The organism is Pseudomonas sp. NPDC007930 (genome assembly GCF_042958985.1).
Lineage (GTDB): Bacteria > Pseudomonadota > Gammaproteobacteria > Pseudomonadales > Pseudomonadaceae > Aquipseudomonas.
Genome location: NZ_JBIBKC010000013.1, coordinates 106,598 through 122,240, shown reverse-complemented (window position 1 = coordinate 122,240; position 15,643 = coordinate 106,598). Strand labels below are relative to the sequence as shown.

The window sequence follows — 15,643 nt, the reverse complement described above, 5'->3', positions numbered from 1 at the left end:
GCTTACACAAGTCTAGTGGGAGGCCGGCTGTGCCGGGCGATGGGCCCTGAAGCTCATGCACAAAATCAGCAGAGCTCACAGATTGATCCCTTCCACAAAGCCGTGAAATGGCTTAAGTGAACAGCATTAGCCCTCTATCGAGCAAAAAAGGTTACTTATGAGCATGAGGTAACCTATTATAGCTAGATCAAGGGTTACACTGGCGCTCCCATGCACGACCACCCCGCAGACTTCTTCTTCATCGCCGACCACCCCACCCTCGACCTGCTCAACACCCAGGTGCAGGTCGATGGCCAACTGCAAGACGAATGGCGCAGCGCCGCCGATGTGCTGCACTGGTGCGCGCGCGCCGGCATCAGCCTGGCGCTGCCCGAAGCCTACGACCGCTGGCAATTGCTCGAGCAGGCCCGGGCGCTGCGCGAAGCGGTGCGTGAATTGGTGCTGGCGCGCCAGGCCAATGCGCCGGCGGACCTCACCCTGTTCAACGGCTTTTTGCGCCACGCCGCCAGCTACGGCCAGTTGCAGTGGCACGCGGGCGGCATCGCCGAGCAACGCCAGCCGGTGCACCAAGGCATCACCGCGGCGCTGGCACCGTTGGTGACCACGGCCGCGCAACTGTTGCGAGAGGAACGCTTCGAGCGGGTGCGCCAATGCCAGCACCCGGATTGCATCCTCTGGTTCTACGACCACAGCAAGGCCCAGCGGCGCCGCTGGTGCAGCATGGCGCTGTGCGGCAACCGGCATAAGGTGGCCGAGCACCGCAAGCGGCAAAAAGCTGAGTGAGCCCTAGCCCAGCGCCGAGAACACCGAGCCGCCAATCTGCTCGCTGAGCAGCTCCAGGGCCTTCATGCCGGCCAGGGAGTTGCCGGCGGCGTTGAGCTCTGGCGACCACACGCACACCGTGAAGCGCCCTGGCACCACCGCGAGGATGCCGCCGCCCACGCCGCTTTTGCCCGGCAGGCCGACCCGGTAGGCGAAGTTGCCGGCCTCGTCGTACAGCCCGCTGGTGGCCATGACCGCGTTCACCTGCTGGGTTTGCCGGGCGCTGAGCACCACCTCGCCGGTGTGCGGGTTGGCCCCGCGATGGGCAAGAAAGCCAAAGGCCCGGGCCACGTCGACGCAGCTCATGGCCAACGCGCAGTGGTGGAAGTAACTGCGCAGCACTGCGTCTACATCGTTGTTGAAGTTGCCGAAGGCTTGCATCAGGTAGGCCATGGCGGCGTTGCGCGCGCGGAACTGGTATTCCGAATCCGCCACCACGCGGTCGGCGGCGAGCTCGGCGTTGCCGGCCAGGCGCCGCACGAAGTCGCGCATCGACAGCGCCGGGGCGGCGAAGCGCGACTGGTTGATGTCGCAGATCACCAACGCCCCGGCGTTGATGAACGGGTTGCGTGGGCGGCCTTTTTCCACCTCCAGCTGCACCATCGAGTTGAACGCCTGGCCCGACGGCTCGTGGCCCAGGCGCTCCCAGATTGCCTCGCCGGAATGGCCGATCGCCTGCACCAGGCTGAACACCTTGGAAATACTCTGGATCGAGAACGGCGTGTGGGCGTCGCCAGCGCTGTAAACCTGGCCATCCACGCCATACACGGCGATGCCCAGTTGGTCGGGCACCACCCGGGCCAGGGCGGGGATGTACTGGGCCACTTGGCCCTGGCCGATCAGCGGGCGAACCTGGCGGAGGATGTCAGTGAGCAAAGCGTGCATAAAGCGCTCGTGTGTTCAAGGGTGAATGGGCGCGGGGCCGCGTTTATACACCTTCACCAGCCTCGCCAGCCAGAGGCACAGGGCAAACGCCAGCAGCGCCATCGCCGCCATCAGGTCGATCATCGCCTCGCTGCCCAGGTGGGCGATCAGGTAACCGCAGGCCACCGGCGCCAGTGCCTGGGCGATCAGCGCCGGGCGCGACATGCGCCCGCTGACCTCGGCATAGGCCGCCGGGCTGACCACCAGCAGCGGCAGGGTGCCTTTGACGATCGCCCGCAGGCCGTTGCCGGTGCCATAGCACACCAGCCCCCAGGCCACCCAGGCCGGGGCGAAGTCCACCACCAGCAGCCCGGCGGCGGCCAACCCGCAGGAGAGCAGCGCGGTGGTCATCGGCGCCTGGCGCTTGAACAGCAGGTCGGCGATGCGGCACAGCACCTGCGCCGGGCCGATCAACGCGGCCAGGCCGATCGCCGAGGCCAGGCTGTGGCCGCGGGCCTGCAGCACGGTCAGCAGCACGATCGAGATGCAGGTCATCAAGGCCGCCGACAACGCGAACACCAGGGTCATCGCCCAATAGATGCTGCCCGGCAAGGCCTCGCCCTGGCGGGCCTCGGAGTGCCGCGCGGCGGCCGCCACCGGCGGGGCGTAGAGGGCGAAGCGGTAGGCCGGGTAGATGCCCAGCAGCAGGGTGCCGAACAGGCCGCAGGTCCAGCGCCAGCCGAGCGTGTGCACCAGCAGCGCCAGCAGCGGCCAGATCACCGTGGTGCAAAACCCCGACACCAGGGTAATGCCGACGATGATCGGCTTGGCGCCCAGCCCGTGGGTGGCGCCCAGCGCAGTGAACAGCGCGTCGTAGAGGCCGCCGGCCATGCCGATGCCGATGATCACCCAGGCCAGCAGAAACACCGGCAACGATGGCGCCACGGCCATCAGCCACAACCCGCCAGTGAGGAACACGCCGTGCCAGGCCAGCACGGTGGCCCCGCCCACTCGTGCGATCAGCCGGCCGCACAGCGGCGCCAGCAGCCCGGCCACCAGCAGGCCCACCGAGGCCCCGGCGAGCACGCCCTGGCGTGGCCAGCCGGTGCTGGCGACGATCGGGTCGGCGAGCACCCCGAGCAGGTAGAACGAGCCACCCCAGGAGAGAATCTGCAGGAGGCCCAGCAGGGCGATTTTCAGCGGGCCGGGGCGTTCGGCGGGCAGGGCGGGGCTCAAGGGCGATCCTTAGCGCGGGGCGGGCACGCGAGTGTAACAAAGCCCGGGGTGAATTTTCAGAGCATGCCCGGTAACCTGTTCCCCCTGAAATGGCCCGCGGCATGCTGCGGTGCGGGCCTGAACCCGCAAAGGCCCGCCATGCACCCACTGTTCGACACCGTCTTGCCCCGCCACGCCACCGACAGCACCAAATGGAGCGCGTACCCGGCCGATGTGCTGCCGATGTGGATCGCCGACATGGACTTCGGCGCCGCGCCGGTGATCCTCGACGGCATCCGCGAGCGCCTGGCGCACCCGGCGTTGGGCTATGCGGTGGCCACCCAGGCCTGGCGCGCCGAGGTGGTGGCGTACCTGCAACGCCAGTACGGCTGGGCGGTAGACGAAGCCGCGCTGGTGCCGCTGCCCGGGGTGGTGCCCGGCTGCAACATGGCCTTGGCGGCCTTGGCCCCGCCCGGCAAGCCGGTGGTGGTGAAGGTGCCCAACTACCCGCCGCTGCGCCTGGCCGCCGCCCACTGGGGGCTGGAGCAACGCGAAGTGCTGCTGCGGCCCCAGGCCGATGGCCAGTGGCAGTGCGACCCGGCCCAGCTCGCCAGCGCCCTGCGCGGCGCCAGCACCTTGCTGCTGTCCAACCCGCACAACCCGGTGGGCAAGGCCTACAGCCGCGAAGCCTTGCTGGAACTGGGCCAACTGTGCGAACAGGAAAACGTGATGATCGTCAGCGATGAAATCCACGCCGACCTGCTGTTCGACGGCCGCCGCCATGTGCCCATCGCCAGCCTCGACCCGGCCATCAGCGCGCGCACCATTACCCTGATGGCGGCGAGCAAGGCCTACAACATCGCCGGCCTCAAAACCGCCTTCGCGGTGATCACCGACCCGGCCCTGCGCAAGCGCTTCCAGCAAGGCCATAAGGGCCTGGTCGACAGCGTCAACGTGCTCGGCCTGGAAGCCACCCGCATCGCCCTTGGCCAGGCGCAGCCATGGCTTGCCGAACTGCTTGCCTACCTGCAAGGCAACCGCGACTGGCTGCTGGCCGCGCTCACCGAGCGCCTGCCGGGCATCCGCATGCTCAGCCCGGAGGCCACCTACTTGGCCTGGCTCGACTGCCGCGCGCTGGGGCTGGAAAACCCGCAGAAGCACTTCGTGCAACACGGGCGCGTGGCGTTCAGCGCCGGCACCGACTTCGGCGAGGCCGGGCAGGGCTTTGTGCGGCTCAACTTTGGCTGCCCGCGGGCGTTGCTGGAGGAGGGGGTGGCGCGGATGGCGCGGGCATTGGAGTAAGCCGCGGTATTCGAAAGCGTAGTTTCGATTCTGTGCATCCGAGAGGCTTTGATTCATGAATCGAAAGTTTACTTTCGTTTAGTATGTGAGAAGGGTCGCAGGTGCTATAATCGAAACCATACTTTCGTTTTTTCGAGAACCGCCATGGCTCAGCAACAGGTTACTCACGCCAGCGAAATCGGTGCCATCGTTCGCCAACTGCGCAAGGATTCAGGAGTGCGCCAAGACGACCTGGCCGCCATGGTCGGGCGCAGCCACGTGACCCTGCGTGAACTGGAACAGGGCAAGACCACCGTGGCACTGGGCACCGTTTTGCAGGTGCTTGAGGAGTTAGGCGTGCGCGTGTACCTGGACGTACCCACATGAGGGCCTTGCAGGTGTTCATCGACCGCGACGCGGTGGGTGAACTACGTGAACATCAAGGGCTTTGGCAGTTCAGCTATGCGGCGCAATGGCAGGCCCGCGAAAACGCTTTTGACCTGGCGCCTTCGCTTCCCCGCAGTGCCGGGCTGATTGCTGACGGTGCCAGTGAACGGCCAGTGCAGTGGTTTTTTGACAACCTGCTGCCTGAGGAGGCGGCGCGAACGCTGCTGGCGCAAGATGCCCAGGTCGAGCATGCCGACGCCTTTGGCTTGCTTGCCAGCTACGGCGCGGAATCCGCGGGCGCGCTGACGCTGCGCCTGCCGGGCAGTGAGCCTGAGGCCGGCGGCCTGCAACCTCTGCCAGCCGAGGCGCTGAGCGAGCGCATACGCCGCCTGCCCCGAGCGTCACTGGCTGCTCAGGCACCTAAGCGCATGTCACTGGCGGGTGCACAGCACAAATTGGCGGTGGTAGTGCGCGGGGGCGAATTGTTCGAGCCCATTGGCAGCTTCCCGTCGACCCATATCCTCAAGCCTGACCACCCTGACCCAGAGCTGTACCCGCACAGCGTGGCCAATGAGGGTTTTGTGATGGAATTGGCCCGCCGTTGCGGGCTACCGGTGCCCGCGGTTCAATGGCGGCGGGTACCGGAACCCATCTACCTGATCGAACGGTTTGACCGGGCCACGGCGCAGGACCTGCCTAAACGACTGTATGTGCTCGATGCCTGCCAGTTACTGGGCATCGAAGCCATCTGGAAATACCAGCAAGCCACGCTTGGCACCCTGGCCAGGCTATTGGCGATGTGCCGCTCGCGCGCGGCGACCCGGCTGGCGTTGTTTCGCTGGTTGGTATTCAACCTGATCGTCGGCAACAACGATTCACACCTGAAAAACCTGTCTTTCTTCGTACGGCCTGAAGGGGTGGAATTGGCGCCACACTACGACCTGCTCTGCACCAGTGTGTATGCCCCAGGTAACGGCTGGCTGGAGACCGAACTGGTGTGGAAAACCGCGACGATGCGCCGGCACCACGACGTTCGCCGTGCGCCAGTGCTGGAGATGGCCATAGCGCTGGGCGTGCCGCCCACCGCCGCCGCGCGGGAGATCGACCGGCAGTGCCTGTTGGTGCCCCGTGCCGCCGCCGAGCTCTATACGGCGCAAGCCCCGACACTGCTGGCCGGGGAGGCGCGCCTGCTACGCCAGGTGGTACACGGCGTGATTCGCGACATGGCCACCCGATTGGCGGCCTAGGCCCCGCGGATCGCCGCGCACAAGGCCCGCAGCCCCTCGCGCCCGGCCGCGTCGCGCACCTGCGAATGCAATTGCACCTCACGGCTGGGCAATGCCGGCAGGCCTAGCCGCGGGCCGGCGTCGTGGCTTCCGGCGGGGGCGACCCGGCGGCCCAGCGCGGCCACCGCCAGGCCGGCCAGCACGGCGGCGCCGAGGGTCATGATGCCGCCGCCCACGAACACCTCGCGCCAGGCCACCCCGGCCTCATCCAGCGCCGCCACCGCCATGCTGCGCACGTTGCACGGCTCGGCCTGGGTGGCCAGCCGCAGCGGTTCACCCGCGGCCCAGTCGAAGCCGGGCAGGGCCATCCAGCCGAAGGCTTCGTGCAGCACCACCTCGCCACCGTCGCGGCTGGCGTCGTGGCCCAGCACCAGCGCCGCTTCCACCTCGCCGGCGTCCAGCGCCAGCAGCGCCTCGCGCGACGACACCACGCGCACGTCCCACACCAGCGCCGGCGCGGCCTCATGCAGGCGGCGCAGCAGCCAGGGCAATTCGCCGCCGACCAGGTGATGGCTCAGGGCAACCACCAGCCGCCGTGGCTGCCGGCCAAAGGCGCCGAGCGCCTGTTCATGGGCGGCCAGCAAGCCGCGCGCGGCGCTTTCGAAGGCCACGCCGTCGGCGCTGAGTTTCACCTGCCGTGGGGTGCGCTCGAGCAAGCGCCGGCCCAGGGCTGCCTCCAGGCGTTTGATTTTCAGGCTGACCGCCGATTGCGTGGTGCCGAGCAACTCGGCGGCGCGGGTGAAGCTTTTCAGGTCGGTGGTCAGCACAAAGGCCTGCACCGCTTCGAGGTCGAGGGTTTTCATGGTAATCATTTCAAAGTGCAATGGCTGAAATATACAGCGATGCCTGTTTGTTATCCATGCGCAGGCTTAGGCTCGAGCTTCACTCAACCGGAGCTCAAACCCATGACCATTGCCCATTACCTGCACCGCCTGCCCAGCGACTACGACCTGAACATCATCCGTGAACGCGCCGTTCAGCGCGGGCCGCTGTGGGATGCCGTGCCGGGCCTGCGTTTCAAGGCTTTTCTATTAGGCGAGAAGGGCCTGCACGGCGCCAGCGGCCACAGTTACTCCTCGCTGTACCTGTGGGACAGCGCCGAGCGGGTGCGGGATTTTCTCGTCGAGGGGCGCTACCAGGGCGTGATCGACAGCTACGGCCGCGCGCCGATCAGCACCTGGCTGAGCCTCGATGCGCAGTTGGGCGCCGCAGCCAAGGCGCGCTATGCGCACATCCAGGCGCGCGAACTGGCGCCAGCGGCGGACCTGGCGGCGAGCCTGGCGCAGGCGCGCGAGCTGAACCAGGCCCGGGCGGCCCAACCCGGTGTGGCCGCCAGCGTGGTCGCGTTGGACCCACAACGCTGGCAGTTGCTTGAGGTGCTGCTGGCCGAGCACCCCCAGACCGGGGCGGGGCAGGTGTACGAGGTGCTGTACCTGGCCAGGCCCGAGTGGTGAGGCAACTGGCGGGCCAGCCTAGCGCGCGGGTGCCGCCAGCACCTTAGGCTCGCCGCGCTTGCCCGCGCCCGGTTTACCGCGGGCAAACGCCAGCACCACCACCGCCGCGACCACCGAGGTGGCGGCCAACCCGTACAAGCCACCCTGGATCGACCCGGTCTGTTGCTCCAGCACCCCGAACACCGTGGGCGCGACGAACCCACCGAGGTTACCGAGCGAGTTGATCAGCGCCAGCACCGCCGCGGCGATGCGCGCATCCAGGTAGCCCTGGGGGATGGGCCAGAACAGCGCCGAGGCAGCCTTGAAGCCTACCGAGGCAAAGCAGATGGCAACAAAGGCAAACACCGGGTTGCCATAGGTTGAGGCGAACATGCCCGCGGCGGCGATCAGCAAGGCCAGCGCGCACCAGCGTTGGGTATGGCCAAAGCGCTGGGCCAGCGCGGCAAAGCCGTACATGCAGCCGATCGAGATCACCCATGGGATGGCGTTGTACAGGCCGATCTGAAAATCGTTCTGCACGCCCATCTGCTTGATCATGCTCGGCAGCCAGAAGGTCGCGCCGTAGATGGTCAAGGCGATGGCAAAGAAGATGAAGCAGAACAGCACGATCTGCCGGTCCAGCAACAGCGCCCACAGCGAAGGCTTGGCGCTGTGCTCGGCCTCGCGGGCCCGTTGCTCCTGCTCGATGGCCTGCTCCAGCGCGTCGCGCTCCGGCTGGCTGAGCCACCGGGCCTGCTGGATGTGCGACTGGATCAAGCCGAACACAAAGAAGCACAGCACGATCGACGCCGCGCCCTCGATCAGAAACATCCACTGCCAGCCGTGCAGGCCAAAGCCTTCGATGTTCAACAGCGCGCCGGTGATCGGCCCGGCGATGATCGAGGCGATCGCCGAACCGCTGAGGAAGATCGCCATGGCCTTGCCACGTTCCTCGGCCGGCAGCCAACGGGTGAAGTACCAGAGGATGCCCGGGTAAAAGCCGGCTTCGGCGGCGCCGAGCAAAAAGCGCAGCACGTAGAAGCTGGTTTCGCTCTTGACGAACGCCATGGCCATCGCCACCACGCCCCAGGTCAGCATGATCCGCGTCAGCCAGGCGCGGGCGCCGTAGCGTTGCAGGAGGATGTTCGACGGCACTTCGAAAATCGCGTAGCCCACGAAGAACAGCCCGGCGCCCAGGCCATAGGCGGCCGCGCCGATGCCCAGGTCAGTTTCCAGGTGCGAGCGGACGAAGCCCACATTCACCCGGTCGATGTAGTTGACGATGAACATGATCACGAACAGCGGCAGCACATGGCGCTTGACCTTGCTGACTGCCGAGGCGAGCAGGGGGGTGGAGGGGGTGATCGGCACTGGTTATCTCCCACGCGCGTTATTGTTGGAAGCGGGCGAGGCGTCAGTCATCGTACCTCTGCAATATTTGGTAACGCAACCACGAAAAGGTTCGCGCATTTGCCGTGTTTTCTCACGGCAATTGCCGAAAACGCCTACAGCGGCACCTTCGCCCGCCGCCTACCTTGCATCGTTTTAAACGGCCGGCGCTTGCCCGCCCAAGGAGACGACAGTGGCGTTTTTCACCCCCACCGAGCAGGCCACCCTGGCCATTGAGCGCATGATCATCCATGTGGTCGGCACGCCCCATTTCATCCCCATGCCCGAGCGGCCGGTGCAGCACGCGGATTTTTTCATTCGCAAGATCCTCGATACCGCCTGCGAGCCGCTGTTCGGTTTCAAGCCCGGCGCCAGCGCCCGCGGCGATTTCGAAGCGATCGCCTCCGGCGCGCTGAGCTTCGAGCGTGGGGCCCAGAGCCTGGCGGCGAACTTCCAGCGCCAGCACCAGGGCAAGGCCACCCGCGACGGGGTGCTGTGCATGTTCGAGCTGTCGGTGCGCGACGCCTACACGCGGATCTACAGCCTGATCAAGTACGACTACCGCGAGGCCATCGAGCAAGACCCGGCCAATGCGCTGCGGCGCATCGTCACCGCGCTGGTCGACGACAAGAAGGCCGTGCAGAAAAGCGCCCTGGTGCGGGTGGTGCGCGGCGCCGCGCAGAGCGATGTGGCGGCCCGTGACCGCACCCGCCAGGCCCCGGACATTACCGATTTTTTTGCCGCGTTCCTGGGCGTGAGCCGGCGGGTGAGCGACAAGGAGCTGAGCGCCATCGCCAAAGCGGTATTGACCAAAACCCTCAAGCAGGTGGCCAAGTACCTGCCCGAGCAGAACGTGACCGAGGCCCTGCGCATTGGCCAAGGGCACCTGGGCCGCTGCCAGCGGGTAGGCCCGGCGGCGATGGTCGACGCGGTGCTGGCCGCTGCCGGCAACCCCAGCGATGGCAAGCTCAGAGCGCGCCTGGCCAAGGTCGCCCAGCGCAATGTGGCGCGTAGCAAGCTCAACGCCCTGGAGTTCACCCCGGACAAAACCGTGCTGCGCCAGCCGGCGATGCGCCAACTGGTCACCGTGGAAGGGGTGCGGGTGTACTTTCGCGACGGCGCCCGGGTACGCCTCGAAGACCACGAGCGCAAGATCGTGATCGAAACCGCCCAGATCGTGGTGAACGGCCTTGCCCCTGGCAAAACTCTGCGCCTGGATTAACGCCCACCCCGGCGTTGAGGAAACCCCGGCGCGGGTGCTGGTCAGCGGCCTGGCCGTGGGCCCTGCGCGCGAATTGGCGCGGTTGGCGCGCGCCGCCGGGGCCGAGGTGCTGATCGAGGACCTGGCCGGCAACGAATACCAGCCCGGCGAGCTGGCCCAGGCGTTGCCACCGTTGCGGGTGCTGCTGCGCAAGGCCGCGTTGATCGAGCGCCACGGCAGCGCCGATGCGGCCGTGTATCTGCTGGCCTGTTGCAACCTGCCGGCCCAGTGGCGCGCGGGCCAGGCCGGGGCGGTGTGGCGGGTGGCCGGGTTAGGCCAACCATTCGCCACCCAGGGGCGGCTTTACCTGCCCTGGCAAGGGGCAGCGCCCTGGGCCCCGGCCCCACCCACCGCCAGCCCGCGGCAATGGGTGCGCGACCACGCCAGCGGTGGGCGGGTGCCGGAGAACCTCCAGCCCTGGTTGTTGGCCGCCGGGCAGCGCTTGAACCCCGCCTGCCCGCTGCAGCGGCAATGGGCGGCCTACGCCCGCGGCGAATTGGCCCTGGCCTTGTGCAGCGAGTACCACGCCAGTACCGACGAGGTGCTGTTCCAGGGCACCCAAGGCGCCAGTTGGCGCTGTGCACTGAGTGCGCTGGAGGGCGACTTCGAGGCGCTGCACGCTTGCGCCCAGTGGGTGTACGAAGACCCGCAAGCCGCGCGGGTGCGCCACCAACTGCTGGCCGCGGAGCTCGCCCGCCATGCCCTGGGCCAGGCACCGCCCTGGCCGGCGGCGCTGGCCAACGCCCGGCTGGCCCATCAGATGCTGGTGTGTGAAGTGGCCAGCGAGGTGCTCAAGGCCCTGGCAGACCTGCGCAAAACCGTCACCGACGAGGTGGCCAAGGCGACTGACGCCAGCCGTGAAACCGCCACCCGCATGGCCGGCGCGCTGGCGGTGGGCATTGCCATGCTGGCTGCCCGCGCCAGCAGCCAGGCGCCGGCCTGGCTGTTGATCGCGGTCATGCTGCTGACCCTGGGCTACGCCGCGGTGGTGGGGCTGATCGGCTGGCGCTTTATCGCCGTGCAACGGGCCCAGCGCAAGCACTGGCACACGCGGCTGTACCAGTTCCTGCCGGCCGAGGAGTACCAGCGCATGGTGGCGCGGCCGTTACGCCGCGCCGAGCGTACCCTCAGCCTGACCGCCACCCTGTGCCTGGTGCTGGTGGTGTTGATGGCCGAAGCGGTGGTGTTCTACAGCCTCTGGCCGGGCTGATCAGCTGCGGTCCCACACGGTTTGCGCATTGGTGAACTCGCGCACGCCGAAGTGCGACAGCTCACGGCCGAAGCCGCTTTGTTTGACGCCGCCAAAGCTCACCCGAGGGTCGCTGAAGCTGAAGCCGTTGATGAACACGCCGCCGGTGTCTAGTTGCGCGGCCATCGCCTGGGCGCGGGCCACGTCGGCGGTGAAGATCGACGCGGTGAGGCCGAAGTCGCTGTCGTTGGCCAGGGCCAGGGCATGTTCGGCGTCGCGGGCGCGGATCAACGAGGCGACCGGGCCAAACAGCTCCTGGCGGAAGCTGGTCATGTTCGGGGTTACCTCGCCGAGCACGGTCGGCGCGTAATAGTTGCCGGCGCCTTCGACCTTGTGGCCGCCCAGCAGCAGCTGCGCGCCTTCGCCAAGGCTGGCCTGGACCTGGCCGTGCAGTTCGTCGCGCAGGTCGTAGCGGGCCATCGGGCCGATGTAGGTGTCGGCCTGCAGCGGGTCGCCCACCACCAGTTGCGCGGCGGCGGCGGTGAAGCGCTCGCTGAAGGCCGCGTACAGTGAATCTTCGATGATCAGCCGCTTGGCCGCGGCGCAGACCTGGCCGGTGTTCTGGTAGCGGCCGATGATGGCGTTGCTGACGGCCGCGTCGAGGTCGGCATCGGCGAGCACGATGAACGGGTCGCTGCCGCCCAGTTCCAGCACGCATTTTTTCAGCGCGGCCCCGGCCAGGGCGCCGATCGCCGAGCCGGCGCGCACGCTGCCGGTGACGGTCACCGCGGCGATGCGCGGGTCTTGGATGGCGCGCGCCACCTGCGGGTTGAGGAGGTTACTGACCTCGAACACCCCGGCCGGGAAGCCCGCCGCCTCGAACGCGGCCTTGAGCCGGTAGGCGCTGCCCATCACGTTGGGCGCGTGCTTGAGCACGTAGGTGTTGCCCGCCAGCAGCGCCGGCACCGCGCCGCGCAGCACTTGCCAGAGTGGGAAGTTCCACGGCATCACCGCCAGCAGGGTGCCCAATGGGCGGTACTCGATCACCGCGCGGCGGCCCTCGACCGGGGTCGCCTCGGTGTGCAGCATGGCCGGGCCGTGCTCGGCGTACCACTCGCACAGGTTCGCGCATTTTTCGACTTCGGCGCGGGCCTGGGTGATCGGCTTGCCCATTTCCAGGGTGATGGTTTCGGCCAGCGCACCGGCTTCGGCGCGCAGCACCGTGGCCAGGCGCACCATGGCTTCGCTGCGCGCGGCCAAGGGTTGCCGGCGCCAGGCGGCAAAACCGCCGCTGGCGCGGGCCAAGGTTTGCTCCAGCAGCGCATCGCTGTCATAGGCATAGGCCTGCAACGGCTCGCCGGTGGTGGGGTTCAGGGAAATCGCGTGGCTGGTCGGGGTGGTCATGGCAGGTTGTCCTCTTGTTTCAGGCCTTCACGTTAACCTTGAAGCGCGCTCAGTAAAACTGAATAATCCTGAGCATTACATTCACGTTTTGGGAATCCCTATGGACCTTGTGCAGCTTGAGATGTTTCGCGCCGTGGCCCGGCATGAAAGTGTGGTCGCCGCCGCGCGGGAGATCCACCGCGTGCCGTCGAACCTGACCACGCGCATCAAGCAGCTCGAAACCGAACTGGGCACCGAGTTGTTCATCCGCGAGAACAATCGCCTGCGCCTGTCGAGCAACGGCCATGCGTTCTTGCGCTATGCCACGCAAATCCTCGAACTGGTCGAGCAGGGCCGCGCCGCGGTGGCCGGCACCGAGCCGGTGGGCTGGTTCCCCCTGGGCGCGCTGGAAAGCACCGCAGCGGTGCGCCTGCCGGCGATCCTCTCGGCATATAACCAGCGCTTCCCGCAGGTCGACCTCGACCTCTCTACCGGCCCCTCCGGCGAGATGATCGACGCGGTGCTCAGCGGCCGCCTGGTTGGCGCCTTCGTCGACGGCCCGCTGGGCCACCCAGCGCTCGACGGCCTGCCGGTGTTCGACGAACAAATGGTGGTGATCGCCCCCGCTGCCCACGCGCCCATCCAGCGCGGCCGCGACGCCAATGGCGCGATGATCTACGTGTTCCGCCCCAACTGCTCGTACCGCCGCCATTTCGAGCGCTGGTTCAGCGAAGACGGCGCCGCCCCGGGCAAGGTGCGCGAGCTTGAGAGCTACCACGGCATCCTGGCCTGCGTCAGCGCCGGCAGCGGCCTGGCGATCATGCCGCGGAGCATGCTCGACAGCATGCCGGGGTCGGCGGCGGTGAGCGTGTGGCCGATGGGCGAGGGGTTCAGCCACCTGGCGACCTGGCTGGTCTGGCGCCGGGACGCGCGGTCGCGCTGCCTGGAGGCGTTGGTGCAGGTGTTGGCGGCACCGGGGGAGGCGCAGAGCGCGGCGTAGCCGCCGCTTGGCAGCGCGGTGCTGGTTGTGGTTGCGTGGTGCTTGAAATGTGAGTAATTATGCACATTAACTGGATGAGCCCCCTAAAAGTGCAGAATTATTCACATGCCGATGATTTATAACCCACTGGCGCTGGGCAGCCGCCTCGAGGCCCTGCGCAAAAAACGCAAGTTGAGCCAGGATGACCTCGCCAGCCAAGTCGACTGCTCACGGCGCACGATCATGAACCTCGAAGCCGGTGCCAACGTCTCATCGCACACGTTGTTCCGTGTGCTCGAGGTGCTGGGGCTGGCCTTGGACCTGGGCGATCGCCGGGTGGATATGCGCGCCTTGAAGGCCCTGCGCGAGCACGGCGAATGAAGGTCAAGCGCGTCGGCGTATCGGTACCCCAGGCGCCTGGCGGGCGCGAGGTGGGGTACCTGGCCAAAAAGGCCCAGTACATTTTTGATTATGCCAGCGGCGCCGGGCCCAGCGAAGAGATTGGCATCGCCTATCCAGGCATTGAAGCGCCCTTCGTCACGAACTACCTGCAGCCGATTTTCACGATGAACTTCCCGGAAGGGTACCTGGCTGAAAAAATCCGCCAGCGCATGGCGAAGACGCCCTACAACGATCTTTATGTGCTGTCTTTGATCGGCGATAACCAAATCGGCAGGCTCAGTTACAGCACCGACGAGCACGCGGCGATACAGCGGCCCGCGCAAGTGGGGTTGAAGGCGATCCTCAGCGCGCCCAAGGCCGACGACGTGTTCTCGTATCTGGTGGAAGAGTACTTTGCTTCCGGCGTATCCGGCGTGCAGCCAAAGGTGTTGGTGCCCGACAAAGACAACCTGGGCGACGGTGAGCGTAAAACGCTGATTGCCTCGAACTTGATCGTCAAGGCTGGGCTGGACGAATACGAAGGGCTGTCGCAAAACGAATTCCTCTGTATGGAGGCCGCCCGCTTTGCTGGTTTGTCCGTGCCGGACTATTACCTGTCCGATAATCGTGAACTGTTCGTGATGAAGCGCTTCGACTTGGAGGGCACATCACGGCTGGGCTTTGAAGACATCTCAGTGCTGCTCGACATCCCCAAAGACACCACCGGCAACTATAAGTACACCCAAAGCTACAGCACCATCGCCGATGTGCTCGCGGCGGTATGCCCGGAGGACCCGCGCCAGCCGGCGAGGTTTTTTGAATACTTGTGCCTGTGCGTGATGGTCCGTAACGGTGACGCGCACTTGAAGAACTTCGGTGTGCTCTACAACGACCCCAGTGATCCCACCGGGCGCAGGCTGTCGCCGATTTACGATGTCACCACGACTTCTATCTACCCCAGCTACGATGCCAAGCGCTTGCGTAATAGCTACGATCGCACCATGGCGTTGCCGTTGGTCACCGGGGGTGGCCGTGACAGGGCCTACCCTGACCGAAACACCTTACTGGAATTTGGCCGCCGAGCCTGCATGGTGTCTAACCCCGAGGCCGTGTTGGAGCGGGTAGCGGAGGGCATGGGCCAGGCGTTGCGGGCTAACAAAGACCGTGTAGAGCGCGCGGTGTTCGAGCAACTTCAGGCCGAGTGGGACATGGGGCGGTTTATCGCCCTGAACCCATCCACCGCGCGGTAAAACCCACGGCTAGCGCTGCGCGCTCTGGCGCATCGGCATCCGGTCAATGGTGTCGAACAACGCCTTGGGCTCCACATCCCCCTGCTGGCGCACCTTCACCCCGCCGTCTTTGCCCACCAGCAACACCTGGGTGGGCCCGTCGGCCTTGGCGTTGAGGGCGTGCAGCAGGGCCTGGGTCTCTGCAGGTGGCAATGGTTGGCCGTTGCGCTGGCCGCTGCCGGCCACCACGGTGTACAGCACCATTTCGCGCTCAGCGAAGGCCTCACGGTTGGCGGGCTGCTGCAGCGCGCGGTCGAGTTTGAGCAGGGTCGGGTCCTGGGCGTGGCTGGCGACCACCACCAGCGGGCGGCTGTGCCAGCGTTCGCCGTCGAGCGGGCTGGCGGCCTGGGCGGCGCCGGCCAGCAGGCAGGCGCCGAGTATGGCCAAGGGGCGGGTGCGCATGGGCGGCCTCCTTCATGGGTGTAGGCGGTAGACCGCTGCCGGCCGGTGCGGGTTGGGCCGCCACGACCAGCGGCGCAGCGTG

At 66.9% G+C, this 15,643-nt stretch carries 16 protein-coding genes; 10 read left to right on the top strand and 6 right to left on the bottom strand.

Annotated features, from left to right (window positions below; all coding sequences use genetic code 11):
* The first annotated feature begins 210 nt into the window (after positions 1–210).
* Positions 211–783 carry an ABATE domain-containing protein gene (locus ACFZCE_RS21945; protein WP_390942631.1) on the top strand — a complete coding sequence of 191 codons (573 nt, stop codon included), beginning with the start codon at positions 211–213 and terminating at the stop codon, positions 781–783.
* A 3-nt stretch (positions 784–786) separates the two neighbouring features.
* On the opposite strand, the gene glsB is transcribed toward ACFZCE_RS21945, so the two are convergent.
* Both glsB and ACFZCE_RS21935 read right to left on the bottom strand, forming a co-directional pair.
* Positions 787–1,707, bottom strand: a complete 921-nt coding sequence (glsB, locus tag ACFZCE_RS21940) for a glutaminase B (RefSeq protein ID WP_390942630.1) — start codon at positions 1,705–1,707, stop codon at positions 787–789.
* A gap of 15 nt (positions 1,708–1,722) precedes the next feature.
* Complete coding sequence (locus tag ACFZCE_RS21935; protein WP_390942629.1) at positions 1,723–2,922, bottom strand: MFS transporter; 1,200 nt, start codon at positions 2,920–2,922, stop codon at positions 1,723–1,725.
* Between the two features lie 138 nt (positions 2,923–3,060).
* On the opposite strand from ACFZCE_RS21935, the gene ACFZCE_RS21930 reads away from it, so the two are divergent.
* From ACFZCE_RS21930 to ACFZCE_RS21920, 3 genes are all read left to right on the top strand, one after another.
* Positions 3,061–4,203, top strand: a complete 1,143-nt coding sequence (locus tag ACFZCE_RS21930; protein WP_390942628.1) for a PatB family C-S lyase — start codon at positions 3,061–3,063, stop codon at positions 4,201–4,203.
* 144 nt (positions 4,204–4,347) lie between these two features.
* The gene (locus tag ACFZCE_RS21925) at positions 4,348–4,569 is read left to right on the top strand and encodes a helix-turn-helix domain-containing protein (protein ID WP_390942627.1); all 222 of its coding nucleotides are present in this window, start codon (positions 4,348–4,350) and stop codon (positions 4,567–4,569) included.
* An 11-nt stretch (positions 4,570–4,580) separates the two neighbouring features.
* A complete protein-coding gene (locus tag ACFZCE_RS21920; RefSeq protein WP_390942626.1) occupies positions 4,581–5,816 on the top strand; it encodes a HipA domain-containing protein in 1,236 nt (411 codons plus the stop codon).
* Here ACFZCE_RS21920 and ACFZCE_RS21915 read toward each other — a convergent pair.
* Complete coding sequence (locus tag ACFZCE_RS21915) at positions 5,813–6,667, bottom strand: LysR family transcriptional regulator (protein WP_390942625.1); 855 nt, start codon at positions 6,665–6,667, stop codon at positions 5,813–5,815. The two genes, ACFZCE_RS21920 and ACFZCE_RS21915, sit on opposite strands and share 4 nt — an antisense overlap.
* Before the next feature lie 93 nt (positions 6,668–6,760).
* Here ACFZCE_RS21915 and ACFZCE_RS21910 point away from each other — a divergent pair, with 93 nt between their 5' ends.
* Positions 6,761–7,309: a DUF4865 family protein gene (locus ACFZCE_RS21910; RefSeq protein ID WP_390942624.1), complete on the top strand. Its 549-nt coding sequence runs from the start codon at positions 6,761–6,763 to the stop codon at positions 7,307–7,309.
* An 18-nt stretch (positions 7,310–7,327) separates the two neighbouring features.
* Here ACFZCE_RS21910 and ACFZCE_RS21905 read toward each other — a convergent pair whose 3' ends face one another.
* Positions 7,328–8,659 carry an MFS transporter gene (locus tag ACFZCE_RS21905; RefSeq protein ID WP_390942623.1) on the bottom strand — a complete coding sequence of 444 codons (1,332 nt, stop codon included), beginning with the start codon at positions 8,657–8,659 and terminating at the stop codon, positions 7,328–7,330.
* A gap of 211 nt (positions 8,660–8,870) precedes the next feature.
* On the opposite strand from ACFZCE_RS21905, the gene ACFZCE_RS21900 reads away from it, so the two are divergent.
* On the top strand, positions 8,871–9,899 hold the full coding sequence (locus tag ACFZCE_RS21900) for a hypothetical protein (protein ID WP_390942622.1): 1,029 nt from the start codon (positions 8,871–8,873) through the stop codon (positions 9,897–9,899).
* Positions 9,868–11,148 (top strand): hypothetical protein, encoded by a 1,281-nt coding sequence (locus ACFZCE_RS21895; protein ID WP_390942621.1) that lies wholly within the window; start codon positions 9,868–9,870, stop codon positions 11,146–11,148. Before ACFZCE_RS21900 ends, ACFZCE_RS21895 begins: the two co-directional genes overlap by 32 nt.
* Here ACFZCE_RS21895 and ACFZCE_RS21890 read toward each other — a convergent pair whose 3' ends face one another.
* Entirely contained in the window at positions 11,149–12,531 is a 1,383-nt protein-coding gene (locus ACFZCE_RS21890) for an aldehyde dehydrogenase family protein (protein WP_390942620.1), read from the bottom strand.
* 100 nt (positions 12,532–12,631) lie between these two features.
* Here ACFZCE_RS21890 and ACFZCE_RS21885 point away from each other — a divergent pair, with 100 nt between their 5' ends.
* The 3 genes from ACFZCE_RS21885 (at position 12,632) to ACFZCE_RS21875 (ending at position 15,120) form a co-directional block, all read left to right on the top strand.
* Positions 12,632–13,510 (top strand): LysR substrate-binding domain-containing protein, encoded by an 879-nt coding sequence (locus ACFZCE_RS21885; RefSeq protein WP_390942619.1) that lies wholly within the window; start codon positions 12,632–12,634, stop codon positions 13,508–13,510.
* A 105-nt stretch (positions 13,511–13,615) separates the two neighbouring features.
* Entirely contained in the window at positions 13,616–13,870 is a 255-nt protein-coding gene (locus ACFZCE_RS21880) for a helix-turn-helix domain-containing protein (protein WP_390942618.1), read from the top strand.
* Positions 13,867–15,120, top strand: coding sequence for a HipA domain-containing protein (locus ACFZCE_RS21875; protein ID WP_390942617.1), 1,254 nt, complete (start codon positions 13,867–13,869; stop codon positions 15,118–15,120). The genes ACFZCE_RS21880 and ACFZCE_RS21875 overlap by 4 nt, the downstream gene beginning before the upstream one ends.
* Before the next feature lie 9 nt (positions 15,121–15,129).
* On the opposite strand, the gene ACFZCE_RS21870 is transcribed toward ACFZCE_RS21875, so the two are convergent.
* A complete protein-coding gene (locus ACFZCE_RS21870) occupies positions 15,130–15,561 on the bottom strand; it encodes a DUF4174 domain-containing protein (RefSeq protein ID WP_390942616.1) in 432 nt (143 codons plus the stop codon).
* Positions 15,562–15,643: the final 82 nt, after the last annotated feature.